General features: G+C 71.5%; 13 protein-coding genes. 8 read left to right on the top strand and 5 right to left on the bottom strand.

Features of this window, described 5'->3' with window-relative positions:
• Window positions 1–131 precede the first annotated feature (131 nt).
• Together ACFUPX_RS42575 and ACFUPX_RS42570 are read right to left on the bottom strand one after the other, a co-directional pair.
• Window positions 132–338, bottom strand: a complete 207-nt coding sequence (locus ACFUPX_RS42575) for an acyl-CoA carboxylase subunit epsilon (protein WP_351170687.1) — start codon at window positions 336–338, stop codon at window positions 132–134.
• A gap of 68 nt (window positions 339–406) precedes the next feature.
• The gene (locus ACFUPX_RS42570; RefSeq protein ID WP_383334852.1) at window positions 407–2,065 is read right to left on the bottom strand and encodes an acyl-CoA carboxylase subunit beta; all 1,659 of its coding nucleotides are present in this window, start codon (window positions 2,063–2,065) and stop codon (window positions 407–409) included.
• 177 nt (window positions 2,066–2,242) lie between these two features.
• Here ACFUPX_RS42570 and ACFUPX_RS42565 point away from each other — a divergent pair, with 177 nt between their 5' ends.
• The 5 genes from ACFUPX_RS42565 to hutH all read left to right on the top strand — a co-directional run bounded on the left by ACFUPX_RS42565 (window position 2,243) and on the right by hutH (window position 8,903).
• Entirely contained in the window at window positions 2,243–3,178 is a 936-nt protein-coding gene (locus ACFUPX_RS42565) for a biotin--[acetyl-CoA-carboxylase] ligase (protein ID WP_383334850.1), read from the top strand.
• A gap of 652 nt (window positions 3,179–3,830) precedes the next feature.
• On the top strand, window positions 3,831–5,003 hold the full coding sequence (locus ACFUPX_RS42560; RefSeq protein WP_383334848.1) for an adenylate/guanylate cyclase domain-containing protein: 1,173 nt from the start codon (window positions 3,831–3,833) through the stop codon (window positions 5,001–5,003).
• 109 nt (window positions 5,004–5,112) lie between these two features.
• Window positions 5,113–5,910, top strand: coding sequence for an enoyl-CoA hydratase/isomerase family protein (locus tag ACFUPX_RS42555; RefSeq protein ID WP_383334846.1), 798 nt, complete (start codon window positions 5,113–5,115; stop codon window positions 5,908–5,910).
• A gap of 125 nt (window positions 5,911–6,035) precedes the next feature.
• Window positions 6,036–7,232: a diguanylate cyclase domain-containing protein gene (locus ACFUPX_RS42550; RefSeq protein ID WP_383334844.1), complete on the top strand. Its 1,197-nt coding sequence runs from the start codon at window positions 6,036–6,038 to the stop codon at window positions 7,230–7,232.
• A 132-nt stretch (window positions 7,233–7,364) separates the two neighbouring features.
• The gene (gene hutH, locus ACFUPX_RS42545; protein WP_383334855.1) at window positions 7,365–8,903 is read left to right on the top strand and encodes a histidine ammonia-lyase; all 1,539 of its coding nucleotides are present in this window, start codon (window positions 7,365–7,367) and stop codon (window positions 8,901–8,903) included.
• 81 nt (window positions 8,904–8,984) lie between these two features.
• On the opposite strand, the gene ACFUPX_RS42540 is transcribed toward hutH, so the two are convergent.
• Together ACFUPX_RS42540 and ACFUPX_RS42535 are read right to left on the bottom strand one after the other, a co-directional pair.
• Window positions 8,985–9,761, bottom strand: coding sequence for a PepSY domain-containing protein (locus ACFUPX_RS42540; protein WP_383334842.1), 777 nt, complete (start codon window positions 9,759–9,761; stop codon window positions 8,985–8,987).
• Window positions 9,762–9,815: 54 nt separating this feature from the next.
• Window positions 9,816–10,550, bottom strand: a complete 735-nt coding sequence (locus ACFUPX_RS42535; RefSeq protein ID WP_383334840.1) for a TetR/AcrR family transcriptional regulator — start codon at window positions 10,548–10,550, stop codon at window positions 9,816–9,818.
• A 133-nt stretch (window positions 10,551–10,683) separates the two neighbouring features.
• Here ACFUPX_RS42535 and ACFUPX_RS42530 point away from each other — a divergent pair, with 133 nt between their 5' ends.
• Window positions 10,684–11,973, top strand: a complete 1,290-nt coding sequence (locus ACFUPX_RS42530) for an MFS transporter (protein ID WP_383334838.1) — start codon at window positions 10,684–10,686, stop codon at window positions 11,971–11,973.
• On the opposite strand, the gene ACFUPX_RS42525 is transcribed toward ACFUPX_RS42530, so the two are convergent.
• On the bottom strand, window positions 11,967–12,341 hold the full coding sequence (locus tag ACFUPX_RS42525) for a hypothetical protein (RefSeq protein WP_383334836.1): 375 nt from the start codon (window positions 12,339–12,341) through the stop codon (window positions 11,967–11,969). The genes ACFUPX_RS42530 and ACFUPX_RS42525 overlap by 7 nt on opposite strands.
• 110 nt (window positions 12,342–12,451) lie before the next feature.
• Between ACFUPX_RS42525 and ACFUPX_RS42520 the strand changes: the two genes are divergently transcribed.
• Together ACFUPX_RS42520 and ACFUPX_RS42515 are read left to right on the top strand one after the other, a co-directional pair.
• Window positions 12,452–12,811 carry a hypothetical protein gene (locus ACFUPX_RS42520; RefSeq protein WP_383334834.1) on the top strand — a complete coding sequence of 120 codons (360 nt, stop codon included), beginning with the start codon at window positions 12,452–12,454 and terminating at the stop codon, window positions 12,809–12,811.
• A 251-nt stretch (window positions 12,812–13,062) separates the two neighbouring features.
• Window positions 13,063–14,322 carry an Ig-like domain-containing protein gene (locus ACFUPX_RS42515; protein ID WP_383334832.1) on the top strand — a complete coding sequence of 420 codons (1,260 nt, stop codon included), beginning with the start codon at window positions 13,063–13,065 and terminating at the stop codon, window positions 14,320–14,322.
• Window positions 14,323–14,386: the final 64 nt, after the last annotated feature.

The raw sequence follows: 14,386 nt of genomic DNA, 5'->3' as shown, positions 1-14,386 counted from the left end.
AATACACCGGTACCCCCCCACCCCATCACACCTAAACGGCGCGCGGCCACGCGGGGGCGCCGGAGTACGCGTACTCAGGCGCCCCGGCCCGTCCCACTCATTCTTGGCTGAGCCCGGCCGAGCCGTCCCGGCTAGCCGGGCCAGTAGGTGCGGCCCCACGCCGTCGGCCCCGGTGCGGGCAGCCGGTCGCGGGCCACGCGCGCGGGGTCCGCCCAGGCGTCGAGCACCGCGGGCGCGCCGGACGGCTGGTTCGCGACCGCCGCGGCGCGCGCCTGGACCACCGCGAGTGCGGCGGCCAGCTCCTCCGGGGTGGGATTGCCCCGTACGACCTTGATCATGAACGGTCTCCTCGCTCTTCTCGCTCGGGCGCGGTCTCACGGCACGGTCTAGAACGGTCTAGAACGGTCTAGAGGGGGATGTTGCCGTGCTTCTTCGGGGGCAGGGACTCCCGCTTCGTCCGCAGCTGGCGCAGGCCGCGCACCAGGTGGGCGCGGGTCTCCGACGGCATGATCACGGCGTCGATGTAGCCGCGCTCGGCTGCCGTGTACGGGTTGAGGAGACGGTCCTCGTACTCCTGGATCAGGCGGGCCCGGGTGGCCTCCACGGTGCCGTCGGCCTCGGCCGCCGCGATGGTCTTGCGGTGCAGGATGTTCACCGCGCCCTGCGCGCCCATCACCGCGATCTGCGCGGTCGGCCAGGCCAGGTTGAGGTCGGCGCCCAGGTGCTTGGAGCCCATGACGTCGTACGCGCCGCCGAACGCCTTGCGGGTGATGACGGTGATCAGCGGGACCGTCGCCTCCGCGTAGGCGTAGATCAGCTTCGCGCCGCGGCGGATGATGCCCGTGTGCTCCTGCTCGACGCCCGGCAGGAAGCCCGGCACGTCGACGAAGGTGATGACCGGGACGTTGAACGCGTCGCAGGTGCGGACGAAGCGGGCGCCCTTCTCGGAGGCGTCGATGTTCAGACACCCCGCGAACTGCGTCGGCTGGTTGGCGACGATGCCCACCGGGCGGCCCTCGATCCGGGCGAAGCCGGTGAGGATGTTCGGCGCGAACAGCGGCTGCGTCTCGAAGAACTCGGCGTCGTCCACGACGTGTTCGATCACCGTGTGCATGTCGTACGGCTGGTTCGCGCTGTCCGGGATCAGGGTGTCGAGCGCGCGGTCCTCGTCCGTCAGCTCCAGGTCCGCGTCCTCGGGGAAGGCGGGCGGCTCGCTGAGGTTGTTCGAAGGCAGGTAGGAGAGAAGGGACTTGACGTACTCGATCGCGTCCTTCTCGTCGCCCGCCATGTGGTGCGCGACGCCGGAGGTGCTGTTGTGGGTGCGGGCACCGCCGAGCTCCTCGAAGCCGACGTCCTCGCCGGTGACGGTCTTGATGACGTCGGGTCCGGTGATGAACATGTGCGAGGTCTGGTCGACCATGACCGTGAAGTCGGTGATGGCGGGGGAGTAGACCGCGCCGCCCGCGCAGGGGCCGACGACGAGGCTGATCTGCGGGATCACGCCCGAGGCGTGGGTGTTCCTGCGGAAGATCTCCCCGTACATCCCGAGGGCCATGACGCCCTCCTGGATGCGGGCGCCGCCGGAGTCGTTGATGCCGACGACCGGGCAGCCGGTCTTCAGGGCGAAGTCCATGACCTTGACGATCTTCTGGCCGTAGACCTCGCCGAGTGCACCGCCGAAGACGGTGAAATCCTGCGAGAAGACGGCCACGGGGCGGCCGTCGACGGTGCCGTAACCGGTCACGACCCCGTCGCCGTACGGACGGTTGGACTCCAGACCGAAGTCGGTCGAGCGGTGCTGGGCGAACTCGTCGAACTCGATGAAGGAGTGCTCGTCCAGGAGCAGATCGATGCGTTCGCGCGCCGTCAACTTGCCCTTGGCGTGCTGCTTCTCGACCGCGCGAGCCGAACCGGCGTGCTTGGCCTCCTCGATGCGGCGCTGCAGATCAGCGAGCTTTCCCGCAGTCGTATGGATGTCGATACCCGCGTCGCCCGTGTCGGGGGCGGCGGTGGTTTCGCTTGCGGCGCTCGGCACGGGCACGTTGGGCTCTTCCGGCTCGGACATGGGGATGCGGCTCCCTGCCTGCTCAAAGGGGCGACGGGCGGCTTGCGGATGCGGCTTCGCGCCTGCGGCTCGACGCCGCGGCCCGAAGCTGCTGATGATCGCTTGCTACTGACTCGTAGGGTAGCGGCGTGCATACGGTTCGGCAGTGCGGCGTTTACCACACCTAAGGTGGCTTGCATGACGCCGCGAGATGCTTCAGACGACCCTTCGGACACTCCTTCCGGCACTCCTTTTGGCACTCCTTCCGGTTCGCCCTCGGGCACTCCTGGCGGCGGTCGGTGGTCCGACCTCGACCGGCCGCCGCTGAACGCCGCGTCGCTGCGGCGGGCGCTGGTGCGGGACGGTGGCCTGTGGACCTCCCTGGACGTCGTGCCCGCGACGGGGTCGACCAACACGGATCTGGCCGCGCGAGCGGACGAACTCCCCGAAGGCGCGGTCCTCGTCGCCGAGGAACAGAGCTCGGGGCGCGGGCGCCTCGACCGCCGGTGGTCGGCTCCCGCTCGCTCGGGCCTCTTCTTCTCCGTCCTCCTGAAGCCGGGGTCCGCGGTGCCGGTCGAGCGGTGGGGGTGGCTGCCGCTGCTCACCGGGGTTGCCGTCGCCACGGGGATCTCGCGGGCGGCCGGGGTGGACACGGCCCTGAAGTGGCCGAACGACTTGCTGGTGACGGTGGGGGGAGAGGAGCGCAAGGCCGGGGGGATCCTTGCGGAGCGGGCGGGTTCTGCGGGCGGCGGCGGTGTCGTGGTCGGTATCGGGATCAATGTGACCCTGCGGGCGGAGGAGCTGCCGGTGCCCGGGGCGGGGTCGCTGGCGCTCGCCGGGGCGGTGAGTACCGATCGGGACACGGTGTTGCGGGCCGTGCTGCGGTCTCTGGAGCAGTGGTACGGGGACTGGCGGGGGGCTGAGGGGGATCCGGTGGCGTCTCGCCTCCAGGAGACGTATGCGGCGGGGTGCGCGACGTTGGGGCGCAAGGTGCGGGCGGAGCTGCCGGGGGATCGGTCGATCACGGGGGAGGCGGTGGCCGTGGACGGGGATGGGCGGCTGGTGCTGGCTACGGGGGATGGGGTGCAGTCGCCTGTGGGGGCGGGGGATGTTGTGCATTTGCGGGGGGTGTAGGGGCTGGGGGGTGTTTGTGTGCGTGTGCGGGTCCGGGTGCGGGTTGGGTGCGGGTGCGTGGGGCGGGGTGCGGTGCGGGTTCGTCTGTGGGGCGGGGCCGCGCCGGTATGTCCGTCCTCGCCATCGTCCGGTGGCCGCAGGGGTTCTTCGGCTGGGGAGTGACAGGAACCGTGCTCCGGGCAGACATACCGGCACGTCCCCTCACGTCTCGATGCCGACCGCGGGTGCGTGGGGGCGGGGGCCTGTCGTGCGTTGCCCCCGACCGGCTGCGGGTGCGTGGGGGCGGGGGCCTGTCGTGCGTTGCCCCCCCCCCGCCGACTCCTGCCCGCCTGCCTTTGCCTGTGCGCCCCGCCCCTGCCAGTAGCGCCCCGCCCACCCCTGCCTGTAGCCCCCGCCCACCCCTGCCTGTAGCCCCCGCCCGGCCCTCGGTGGCGCTGCGGGGTGGTCGGGTGGGTGGGTGGGAAGGCTTGTTCGTTCAGGTGAGGATGCGGGGCAAACGGGCGGGTGCGTGGGGAAGGTGTGTTCGTCGGGGCGGCTGCGGGAAACGCACAGTCCAAGGCGCCCCGCCAGGAAAGGCGTGAGCTGCGGCACACCTGCCGTAAAGTTGGCGCCGGTCGATACCTGACCGCGGCAGATCGGAAGGGCAGCAGGCGTGACCGTCGACGACACGGGCTCCGGCACGGGTGCATCCCCCGACGGCGAGCCCGGACGTACCGCTGGGTCCGTCACCCATACGTTCGACTCAATGGACTCCGGGGACGAGAAGCCGGGCGACCCGGAGAAGGATCCCCTCGCCCTGCGCCTGGAAGGGCTGATCCTCGGCGCCGACCGCCGCTACACCCCGTTCCAGGCGGCCCGCAGCGCCGGCGTATCCATGGAGCTCGCCTCCCGTTTCTGGCGGGCCATGGGCTTCCCCGACGTCGGCCAGGCCAAGGCCCTGACCGAGGCGGACGTGCTCGCGCTGCGCCGCCTCGCCGGTCTCGTCGAGGCGGGCCTGCTCAGCGAGGCGATGGCGGTGCAGGTGGCCCGGTCGACCGGGCAGACCACCGCCCGGCTCGCCGAATGGCAGATCGACTCCTTCCTGGAAGGTCTGACGGAGCCGCCCGAGCCGGGCATGACGCGGACCGAAGTCACGTATCCGCTGATAGAGCTGCTGCTGCCCGAGCTTGAGGAGTTCCTCGTTTATGTGTGGCGGCGCCAGCTCGCCGCCGCCACGGGGCGCGTCGTGCAGGCCGCGGACGACGAGGAAATGGTCGACCGGCGGCTCGCCGTCGGGTTCGCCGATCTCGTCGGCTTCACCCGGCTCACCCGGCGGATGGAGGAAGAGGAGCTCGGCGAGCTCGTCGAGGCCTTTGAGACCACCGCCGCCGACCTCGTCGCCGCGCACGGCGGACGGCTCATCAAGACGCTGGGCGACGAGGTTCTGTACGCCGCCGACAACGCGGGCGTGGCCGCGGAGATCGCCCTGCGGCTGATCGAGACCATGGCCAACGACGAGACGATGCCCGAGCTGCGCGTCGGCATCGCCTTCGGCACGGTCACGACGCGGATGGGCGACGTCTTCGGTACGACGGTGAACCTCGCGAGCCGCCTCACGTCGATAGCGCCTCGGGACGCGGTCCTGGTGGACGGCGCGCTCGCCGAGGAGCTGACGCGGACGGGGGACGCGCCTGCCTCCGAGACCGAGGCGGCGGAGGCGGCCGAGGTAGCGGAGAAGGAGGGCACCGAGCCGCCCTCCTACCGCTTCGCGCTGCAGCCGATGTGGCAGCGGCCCGTGCGCGGGCTTGGCGTCGTGGAGCCCTGGCTGCTTGCCCGGCGGAGCTGAGGTCCTCTCCGGACCGCAATTTTCCCGCGGGCCCACCGGGCGCTCCGTAGCGGTGACATGATCCTCCTGCAATGCGGTAACGACCGTTAACGTGACGTGGAGGAAAGCAATGGGCGGCGAGCAGCGCTTCGGGGAATTCGTCGGTGTCAGGCGGCACGACCATGTCGCCGAGCTCGTCCTCGACCGGCCCAAGGCCATGAACGCGGTGTCCACGGACATGGCCCGCTCCATCGGCGCCGCCTGCGACGCCCTCGCGCAGGACGGTGACGCCCGCGTCGTGGTCGTCACGTCCACCCATGAGCGGGCCTTCTGCGTCGGCGCCGACCTGAAGGAGCGCAACTCCTTCTCCGACGCCGAGTTGGTGCGCCAGCGGCCCACCGCGCGTGCCGCCTACACCGGCGTACTCGAACTGCCCATGCCGACCGTCGCGGCCCTGCACGGCTTCGCGCTCGGCGGCGGGTTCGAGCTCGCACTCGCCTGCGATCTCATCGTCGCCGACCCGACCGCCGTGGTCGGTCTTCCCGAGGTGTCGGTCGGCGTGATCCCGGGCGGCGGCGGTACGCAGCTGCTCCCGCGCCGGGTGGGCGCCGCCAGGGCCGCCGAGCTGATCTTCACCGCGCGGCGCGTGGAGGCTGCCGAGGCGCGGGAGTTGGGGCTCGTCGACCAGCTGGTGGGCGAGGGTGAGGACCGTACGGAGGCGCTCGCGCTCGCCGCGCGGATCGCCGCCAACTCGCCCGTGGGGCTGCGCGCCGCCAAGCGCGCCCTGCGGCTCGGCCACGGGCTCGACCTGCGCGCCGGGCTAGAGGTCGAGGACGCGGCCTGGCGCTCGGTGGCCTTCTCCGGTGACCGGGCGGAGGGCGTCGCGGCGTTCAACGAGAAGCGGGGGCCCCAGTGGCCCGGGGAGTGACCACGGCGCGGTGGAGAGCGCGGGTGGAAGGGTGAGTGGGGCCGTCGGGCGGGGATTTTGGACCGTCTGCACTCTGCGTAATGTTCCAATCGCCCAAAATGTCGTAAATCTCCTAGCCTAGGGAGATGGGAGAGGATGTCCGGCTGCGGGCCGTGGTCGTGCTGGCACAGGGGATGGCCGCCGCGCACACGCCGCGTGAGTCCTGGCGGGCCGCCGCCCGCGGTGCGTGCCGTGCGCTCGCGGGGAGTTTCGCGGCCCTGTCCGTCTGGGAGCGCGACCTCGGGCGGCTGAGGGTGCTCGTGAACGTGGGCGAACGGGCCGAGGGGGAGGAAGAGTTCCCCGAGCGCGAGGCGTATCCGGTGAACGAGTTCCCGGAGATCACCGAGTTCCTGCACGAGCGCTGGGCGGGCGGCGGCGAACCGCACGCCTGGGTCGAGACGGCCGGCGGGCCCGCGCAGGCCGCGACCCCGGGCTACTGCCACCAGCGCGTCGCCGCCCTGCGCAGGCGCGGGCGCGGCTGCTGCGTGGTCGCGCCGATCGTGCTGCACGGGCGGGCCTGGGGCGAGCTGTATGTGGCGCGGCCGGTGGGGGCTCCGGTCTTCGGCCGCGAGGACGCTGACTTCGCCACGGTCCTCGCCTCGGTCGTCGCGGCGGGCATCGCGCAGACCGAAAGGCTGGAGGAGGCCCGCAGGCTCGCCTTCACCGACGCGCTGACGGGCCTCGCCAACCGGCGCGCGGTCGATCTGCGTCTGGAGGAGGCGGTGGAGCGCCACCGTGCGCAGGGCGCGGTGGTGAGCCTGGTCGTGTGCGACGTGAACGGGCTCAAGTGGGTCAACGACACCCAGGGCCACGCGGTCGGCGACCGCCTCCTCGAACGCTTCGGCTCGGTGCTCTCGCTGTGCGGGGCGATGCTGCCGGGGACACTGGCCGCGCGGCTCGGCGGGGACGAGTTCTGCCTGCTCTCGGTGGGGCCCACCGCCGATGAGGTGGTGCGGGTCGCCGACGAACTCTGCGTACGGGCGGCCGAGTTGGAGCTGGGGGACGGCGTCGCCTGCGGGGTCGCCTCCACCGAGGACCCGATCGGCGAGGTCCACTCGGCCCGCCGCCTGTTCCGCCTCGCGGACGCGGCCCAGTACCGCGCGAAGGCGGCGCGCGCGGTGAAGCCGGTGGTCGCGGGGCGCGAGGGCGCGGACGACCCGGTGGTGCGGCTCGCGAACTCGGAGGGGTCGCGGCCCGCGGGGGAGCGGCGGCGCTTCCGGGGGCGCGAGCCCGCGCCTCGGGGCGGCGAGCGGGACTCCGGGGGAGGGGACAGGGCCCGGTGACGTGCCCCGCGGGCCGGTGGGGGCGTGTCGTGCGGCACCTCGCGCCCCTTGCGGGTCGCCGCCGGTAAGAGGCTCAGTACGTATTCGACCGTGACACTTGGCGATTCAGTCCGTACGCTGCTGAATATGGATATGCACACCGTGGTCCTGGGGACGTCCGGGACAACCGCAGCGGACGTCATCGCCGTCGCGCGTGGCAACGCCCGCATCGATCTCTCGGCCGAAGCCGTGGCCGCGCTCGCCGCCTCGCGCGAGATCGTCGACGCCCTCGCGGCCAAGCCCGAGCCCGTCTACGGCGTATCGACCGGCTTCGGCGCCCTCGCCAGCCGGCACATCGGGCCGGACCTCCGCGCCCAGCTCCAGCGCAACATCGTCCGCTCGCACGCGGCCGGGATGGGCCCGCGCGTGGAGCGCGAGGTGGTCCGCGCGCTGATGTTCCTGCGCCTGAAGACGGTCTGCTCGGGCCGTACCGGCGTACGCCCCGAGGTCGCGCAGACCATGGCCGACGTGCTCAACGCGGGGATCACCCCCGTCGTGCACGAGTACGGCTCGCTGGGCTGCTCCGGCGACCTCGCGCCGCTCAGCCACTGCGCCCTGACGCTCATGGGCGAGGGCGACGCGGAGGGCCCCGACGGCGAGCTGAAGCCGGCGGGCGAGCTGCTCGCCGCGCACGGCATCACGCCGGTCGAGCTGCGCGAGAAGGAGGGCCTCGCCCTCCTGAACGGCACCGACGGCATGCTCGGCATGCTGGTGATGGCCCTGGCCGACCTCGACGCCCTCTACAAGTCCGCCGACATCACCGCGGCCCTCACCCTCGAAGCCCTCCTCGGTACCGCCAAGGTGCTCGCCCCCGAACTGCACGCCATCCGCCCGCACCCGGGCCAGGGCGCTTCCGCCGCCAACATGCTCGCGGTGCTCGCCGGTTCGGGCCTGACGGGACACCACCAGGACGACGCGCCGCGCGTGCAGGACGCGTACTCGGTGCGGTGCGCGCCGCAGGTGGCGGGCGCGGGGCGCGACACGATGGCGCACGCGCGCCTCGTCGCCGAGCGCGAGCTCGCCGCCGCCGTCGACAACCCGGTGGTCCTGCCCGACGGCCGCGTCGAGTCCAACGGCAACTTCCACGGTGCGCCCGTCGCGTACGTCCTGGACTTCCTCGCGATCGCCGCGGCGGACCTCGGCTCGATCACGGAGCGCCGCACGGACCGTCTCCTGGACAAGAACCGCTCGCACGGGCTTCCCCCGTTCCTCGCGGACGACGCGGGCGTGGACTCGGGCCTGATGATCGCCCAGTACACGCAGGCGGCCCTCGTCAGCGAGATGAAGCGGCTCGCGGTCCCGGCGTCGGCCGACTCGATCCCGTCCTCCGCGATGCAGGAGGACCACGTGTCGATGGGCTGGTCGGCGGCCCGCAAGCTCCGCACGGCGGTCGACAACCTGACCCGCATCGTCGCGATCGAGCTGTACGCGGCCACGCGCGCGATCGAACTCCGCGAGGGCCTCACGCCCGCCCCGGCCACTCAGGCGGTCATCGAGGCCATCCGCAAGGCGGGCGTCGAGGGTCCTGGCCCCGACCGCTTCCTCGCCCCGGACCTGGCGGCGGCGGACGCGTTCGTGCGCTCCGGCGCACTGCTCGACGCGGTCGAGCCCGTGACGGGTCCGCTGGCCTAGCGCCGGCTCTCGTACGCCTCGTACGTCGATGGGGGCGCCGTCACCCGGTGACGGCGCCCCCATCGGCGTGGTGACGGCGCGTCAGTCGCGGTCGACGTGCTCGTGGGTGATGTTGCCCTTGGCCGCGTCGACCTCGAAGTCGGTCTTGTTCCAGTCCTTGGTGACGACGTCGACGGACCAGACGAGCGCGTTGCTGTCGTTGTCGTCCAGACCGATGGACGTGACCGTGCCCTTCTTCTTGTCCGTCGCGGTCTTGGCCGCCTGCTCCGGCGACTGCTTGACGCGGGTGAGCCGGTCGGCGAGCTCCTTCTTGTCGTCGGCGTCCTGGTCCTTCTCGGGGTTGGAGCTGATCACCTTGCCCGAGACCGCGTCGATGCGGACCTCGTGCACGGTGCCGTCCTTCTCGGCGACCTCCGCGACCCACTGCGGGGTCCCTGAGCTGCCGCTCGGGCTCGGGCTCGCGCTGGGACTCTGGCTCGCGTCGTCGTCATCGTCGTCGTCGTTGTCGTTGTCGTCGTCCACGCCATCGAGGTCGAGGTCGGTGAGCTTGCCGCCCGAGACCTTGTCCACGGCCGTCTTGGCGGCCTTGTCGTAGGTGACCTTGGTGGCGGCGAGCAGCGCCTTGCGCTCCTGCTGGTCCTGCGTGAGGGACGCGCCGCCCGTGGGGGTCTCCGAAGGCGCCTCCTTCGGAATGGTCTTCGCCGCTTCCGAGGTCGCGTCGGCGGACGACGACTTGTCGCTGTCCGACCCGCAGCCTGTCACCAGTGCCGCCGATGCCGCGACGGCACACAGGGCGCCGACGACACGCAGGCGGCGGGCGCGGGGGGTTCCGGTCTTCTGCCGGGGCTGGAATCTCATATCCGCATGCCTAGCCCTCGCCTCCCGTCCGGCCCCGTCGCCGCGCGGCCAGGGTCACCCGACTGCCCGGCGCGCGAGCCCCTCCAGCAGGACGTCCACCGCGAACTCGAAGAGCGCGTCCGGGGATTCGGCCGCCAGCTCCCGGCCCGCCCTGCGCAGGTACGGCAGCTCGTCCCCGGAGCCGGAGAGCAGCCACGGCGGCGGGACCTGGTCCAGGTCGGCGGGGTCGAGGCCGGGAGGCGGCCGGTCGTACGCGCGGTCCTGCAGCTCCACGAACCCGACGACGAGCCGGATGGCCTCCATGCACGCGAGGTAGGCGTCCCGCAGGGGCAGCCCGACCTCCACGAAGAAGCCGATGAGCCCGTCGACGTTCCGCAGCATGGCCGGATGGCGGGCCATGGTGATGTTCTCGCCGAGCGCGAGGGTGGTCATGCCCGGATGGCGCCGGTAGTGGGCCCGCAGATCCCGGAGGTAGGCCCGCAGCGATGCGCGCCACTGTCCCGCGTCGAGGCCCGGCGGCTGCCACCGCGCCTCGAAGACCTCGGCGGCGACGGTGATCAGGTCCCGTCTGTCCTCCACGTAGTTGTAGAGGGCCCGGGGCGAGACGCCCAGCTCGTCCGCGAGGGAGCGCATGGTCAGTTCGGCGGCTCCGTGGCCGCCGAGGAACTCCAGCGCCGCCTGTCCCACGCCCTCGCGGGTCAGGGTGGCGCGGCCCTTGCGGTGGGTGGGGCGCCGCCGGGGCCTGGGGGCGCCGGGCGGGGAATCGGGTTCCGGGATCTCGCTGTGCATCGCCCTTGAAGGTATCGCCCCTGCGCCTGCCGACGTCCCTGCCGGCCTTTGAACTTCACACCCGTTGACTTTAAGGGGCGACGCCACCACAGTGATCCAAGTAAGGCTGACCTAACCTCCATTGGAGCCGCTCATGCCCCGCCTGTCCGGCCTCGCCATGGACCTCACGCCGCTGCGCGAGCACCGCGATTTCCGCCTCCTGTACGCCGGATTCCTCGGCGCCCTCCTCGGCACCCTGATGACGAGCGTCGCGGTGGCGGTGCAGATCTACGACCTCACCGGATCGCCGTTGCAGATCGGCCTGGTCAGCCTGGCCAGGGCGCTCCCGCTCGTCGTCGGCGTACTGATCGGCGGAGTCCTCGCGGACCGCAGGGACCGCCGCACCCTGATGCTGGTGACCCGGCTCCCCCTGACGCTCGTCGCGGCCGGGCTCATGGCCAACGCGCTCCTGCCGCACCCCCAGCTGTGGGTGATCTACGGGGCGACCGGCCTCACCGGGCTCTTCGCGGGCCTCGGCGGTCCGGCGATGATGGCGGCGATCCCCGCCCTCGTCGGCACCGAACGCCTCGCGGCGGCGGGCGCGTTGACGGCGGCCTCCACACAGCTCGCCGCGCTGCTCGGCCCCGCGCTCGGCGGCGTCCTCATCGCGGGACCCGGGATCGCCGTCTGCTTCGCGGTCGACGCGGCGGGCTTCCTGGTCTTCACCGTGGCCCTGTTCTTCGTGCGCCCGCTGCCGCCGGAGCACGCCGCGACGGGCAAGGGTGTCCGGCAGGCCTTCGCCGCCGTGGCGGACGGCGTGCGCTTCGTCCGGGGGCACCGCCTCATCGTCGGGCTGCTGCTCATCGACGCGGCGGCGATGGTCTTCACGATGCCGCAGGCGCTGTATCCGGTCCTTGCCGACGAGCAGTTCGGCGGCGGCCCCGGAGTGGTCGGCCTGCTCTACGCGGCGCCCGCGCTCGGCGCCCTCGTCGGGGCCGCCACCAGTGGCTGGACGGCGCGCGCGGGGGGCCACGCGCTGGTCGGGGCGGTACTGGTGTGGGGCCTCTCCCTGACGGGCTTCGGCCTGACGTCCTACCTGCCCCTCGCCCTGATCCTGCTCGCCCTCGCGGGCCTGGGCGACCTGATCTCCGAGACCCTCCGCTCGGCCCTGCTCCAGCACGGCACCCCCGACGCACTGCGGGGCAGGGTGAGCAGCCTCTGGATGGTCCAGGCGACGGTCTCCCCGGCCCTGGGCAACGCGGCGGTCGGTTTCCTCGCCGAGCTGAGCAGCGCGCGGGCCGCGGTGACCGCGGGCGGCCTGGTGTGCGTGGCGGCGACGCTCGTGGTGGCCGCCGGCTTCCCCGCGCTGCGGGCGGCGAGGCTGGGCGCTCCGGAAGGGAGCGCGGTGCGGCGAGGGGCTTCAGTGGGTGAGGAGCCTCAGTAGGCGGGCCCCTGTTGCCCCTGCCGCTCCCGTCGTACGGAGTACGCCACGAATCCCGCCCCGAGGCCCAGGAACGCCGTCCCGCCGATCAGGTACGGCGTCGTGTCGACTCCGGCGCCGGTGTCCGCGAGGCGGTCGTCGGCGAGCGGGGCGGTGTCGGCGCGGGCGGCGGCAGCGGTGGCGGCGGTGGCGTCCGACGCGTCGTCCGACGGGGGCGTCGCGCGGCGCTGTTCGGTGTGGACGACCTGGGGAGAGCCGGGGGCCTCCGGTGATCTGAACGTCGCCGTCGCGTTGGCGGAGGGAACGAACCACAGGGCGCCGAGGAGGGCCCCTGCGGCAGTGGCGGTCAGCAGCGATCGACGTGCGGACACGGAATCGGATCCCCCTTGTGGCGCTGGCGAATTGGCCGTGTGGGGCGATGGTAATGAAAGGCGCGGGTCGTGGGAAAGTCGCGGGGGTCATGGGTCGTACGCTCCGACCCATGAGCACATCTGAGACATCACGTTTTGTACGGCTCCGCGTCGAATTGGTGGTGGAGGTCGACGACTCCGGCGATCTCGCGGCTTCCGCACTGCGCCGGATCGCGGAGGACGAGCACATGCCCGCCGAGGAGCGTCTGCATGCCGAGACGGCGGTCAAGGAGGACGACGCGGAGGCGCTCGCCTATCTGGTGGACCCGTTCGACCTGGTCAGCGAGTTGCCCGGGGTGGAGCTCTCGCAGGCGTCCTGGAGCAGCGAGCAGATCGACTACGACCCCGATTCGCCCGACTGGGACCCGGACGAGGATGATGACGACGAGGCCGACGAGGCCGGGGACGGCACTGGTGGCCGGGGGCTGTAAGCGGTAGGCGAGAGGTCTTACGTCTACCGGACGGAAAAAACGGAACCCGTAGCCCCGGACGGCAACCGCCGCCCGGGGTTCCGTCGTCTCAGTGGTGCACGGCTGTCACCGGCGCACCGCATGACGTGGTGTTCCCCACATCTTCCGCGGAAGTGGAACGGGACGAACCGGGCAGGACGTTATGCGGGATTACGGGGACTCTCGGCGTTCTTGGCGTGTTGGGGATTTCGGCAACGATGGAGAAGCGTGTGATGACGGACAGTAGGCGGCAGCGCGGACACCGCAAGGGTCTTGCGGCCGTTTCCGCTCTGGTCGGCGGCGTCCTTGTGCTCTCGGCCTGTAGCAGCGACGACGGCGACAAGAGCAGCGCCGGCGGCAAGGAGTCGCAGAACCAGGTCGACGAAGCGGCCGCCAAGAAGACGTCCGAGGCCGATATCAAGATCGCGCCCAAGGACGGCTCCGACAACGCGGGCATCAACAACGCGGCCAAGGTCAAGGTGAGCAAGGGTTCGCTGACGGACGTCACGATGACGACCGAGGCGGGCACCGCGGTCGAGGGGCAGATAGCGGCCGACAAGAAGAGCTGGAAGCCCAGCGGCCAGCTCGAACGCGCCACGACGTACAAGATCACCGCGACGGCGAAGGACTCCGAGGGCCGCAAGGCACACGAGAACTCGAAGTTCACGACGGTCTCCCCGACCAACAGCTTCATCGGGAACTTCACGCCCGAGGACGGCTCCACGGTCGGCGTGGGCATGCCGGTGTCGATCAACTTCGACAAGGCGATCACGAACAAGAAGGACGTGCAGTCGCACATCAAGGTGTCGTCGAGCAGCGGCCAGGAGGTCGTCGGCCACTGGTTCGGCGACAACCGCATCGACTTCCGCCCCGAGGACTACTGGCAGGGCAACTCCACGGTCACCCTGAAGCTGGCCCTCGACGGCGTCGAGGGCGCGGACGGCGTCACCGGTGTCCAGGAGAAGACGGTCCAGTTCAAGATCGGCCGTAACCAGGTCTCCGTCGTCGACGCCAAGACGAAGACGATGAAGATCATGCGGGACGACAAGGTCGTCAAGACCATCCCGATCTCCGCGGGCTCCCCGGAGAACAAGACGTACGAAGGCAAGATGGTGATCTCCGAGAAGTTCAAGGAGACCCGGATGGACGGCGCGACGGTCGGCTTCACCGACGGCGACGGCAAGGGCGAGTACGACATCAAGGACGTGCCGCACGCGATGCGCCTGTCCCAGTCGGGCACGTTCATCCACGGCAACTACTGGGGCGCGAAGTCCATCTTCGGCGGCGCCAACACCAGCCACGGCTGCGTCGGCCTGGAAGACGCCAAGGGCGCGGGCGACAAGAGCACCCCGGGCGCCTGGTTCTACGACAACTCGATGGTCGGTGACGTCGTGGACGTCCGGAACACCGGCGACAAGACGGTCCAGCCGGACAACGGCTTCAACGGCTGGGTCATGGACTGGGCCCAGTGGAAGGCCGGTTCGGCCGTCTAGGGGCGCAGCGCCCAAGACGTACACAGTAGGCAGAAGCAGCGGCCCGCACCCCTCAACGGGGGTG

Source organism: Streptomyces sp. NPDC057302 (assembly GCF_042667685.1).
Lineage (GTDB): Bacteria > Actinomycetota > Actinomycetes > Streptomycetales > Streptomycetaceae > Streptomyces.
The sequence above is the reverse complement of the archived record's forward strand: the minus strand, read 5'-3'. Positions and strand labels throughout refer to the sequence as shown.

Coding starts and splice junctions, on each gene's coding strand:
- ACFUPX_RS42575 (WP_351170687.1), bottom strand. CDS start 338: ATGATCAAGGTCGTACGGGGCAATCCCACCCCGGAGGAGCTGGCCGCC.
- ACFUPX_RS42570 (WP_383334852.1), bottom strand. CDS start 2,065: ATGTCCGAGCCGGAAGAGCCCAACGTGCCCGTGCCGAGCGCCGCAAGC.
- ACFUPX_RS42565 (WP_383334850.1), top strand. CDS start 2,243: ATGACGCCGCGAGATGCTTCAGACGACCCTTCGGACACTCCTTCCGGC.
- ACFUPX_RS42555 (WP_383334846.1), top strand. CDS start 5,113: ATGGGCGGCGAGCAGCGCTTCGGGGAATTCGTCGGTGTCAGGCGGCAC.
- ACFUPX_RS42550 (WP_383334844.1), top strand. CDS start 6,036: ATGGGAGAGGATGTCCGGCTGCGGGCCGTGGTCGTGCTGGCACAGGGG.
- hutH (WP_383334855.1), top strand. CDS start 7,365: ATGCACACCGTGGTCCTGGGGACGTCCGGGACAACCGCAGCGGACGTC.
- ACFUPX_RS42540 (WP_383334842.1), bottom strand. CDS start 9,761: ATGAGATTCCAGCCCCGGCAGAAGACCGGAACCCCCCGCGCCCGCCGC.
- ACFUPX_RS42535 (WP_383334840.1), bottom strand. CDS start 10,550: ATGCACAGCGAGATCCCGGAACCCGATTCCCCGCCCGGCGCCCCCAGG.
- ACFUPX_RS42530 (WP_383334838.1), top strand. CDS start 10,684: ATGCCCCGCCTGTCCGGCCTCGCCATGGACCTCACGCCGCTGCGCGAG.
- ACFUPX_RS42520 (WP_383334834.1), top strand. CDS start 12,452: ATGAGCACATCTGAGACATCACGTTTTGTACGGCTCCGCGTCGAATTG.
- ACFUPX_RS42515 (WP_383334832.1), top strand. CDS start 13,063: ATGACGGACAGTAGGCGGCAGCGCGGACACCGCAAGGGTCTTGCGGCC.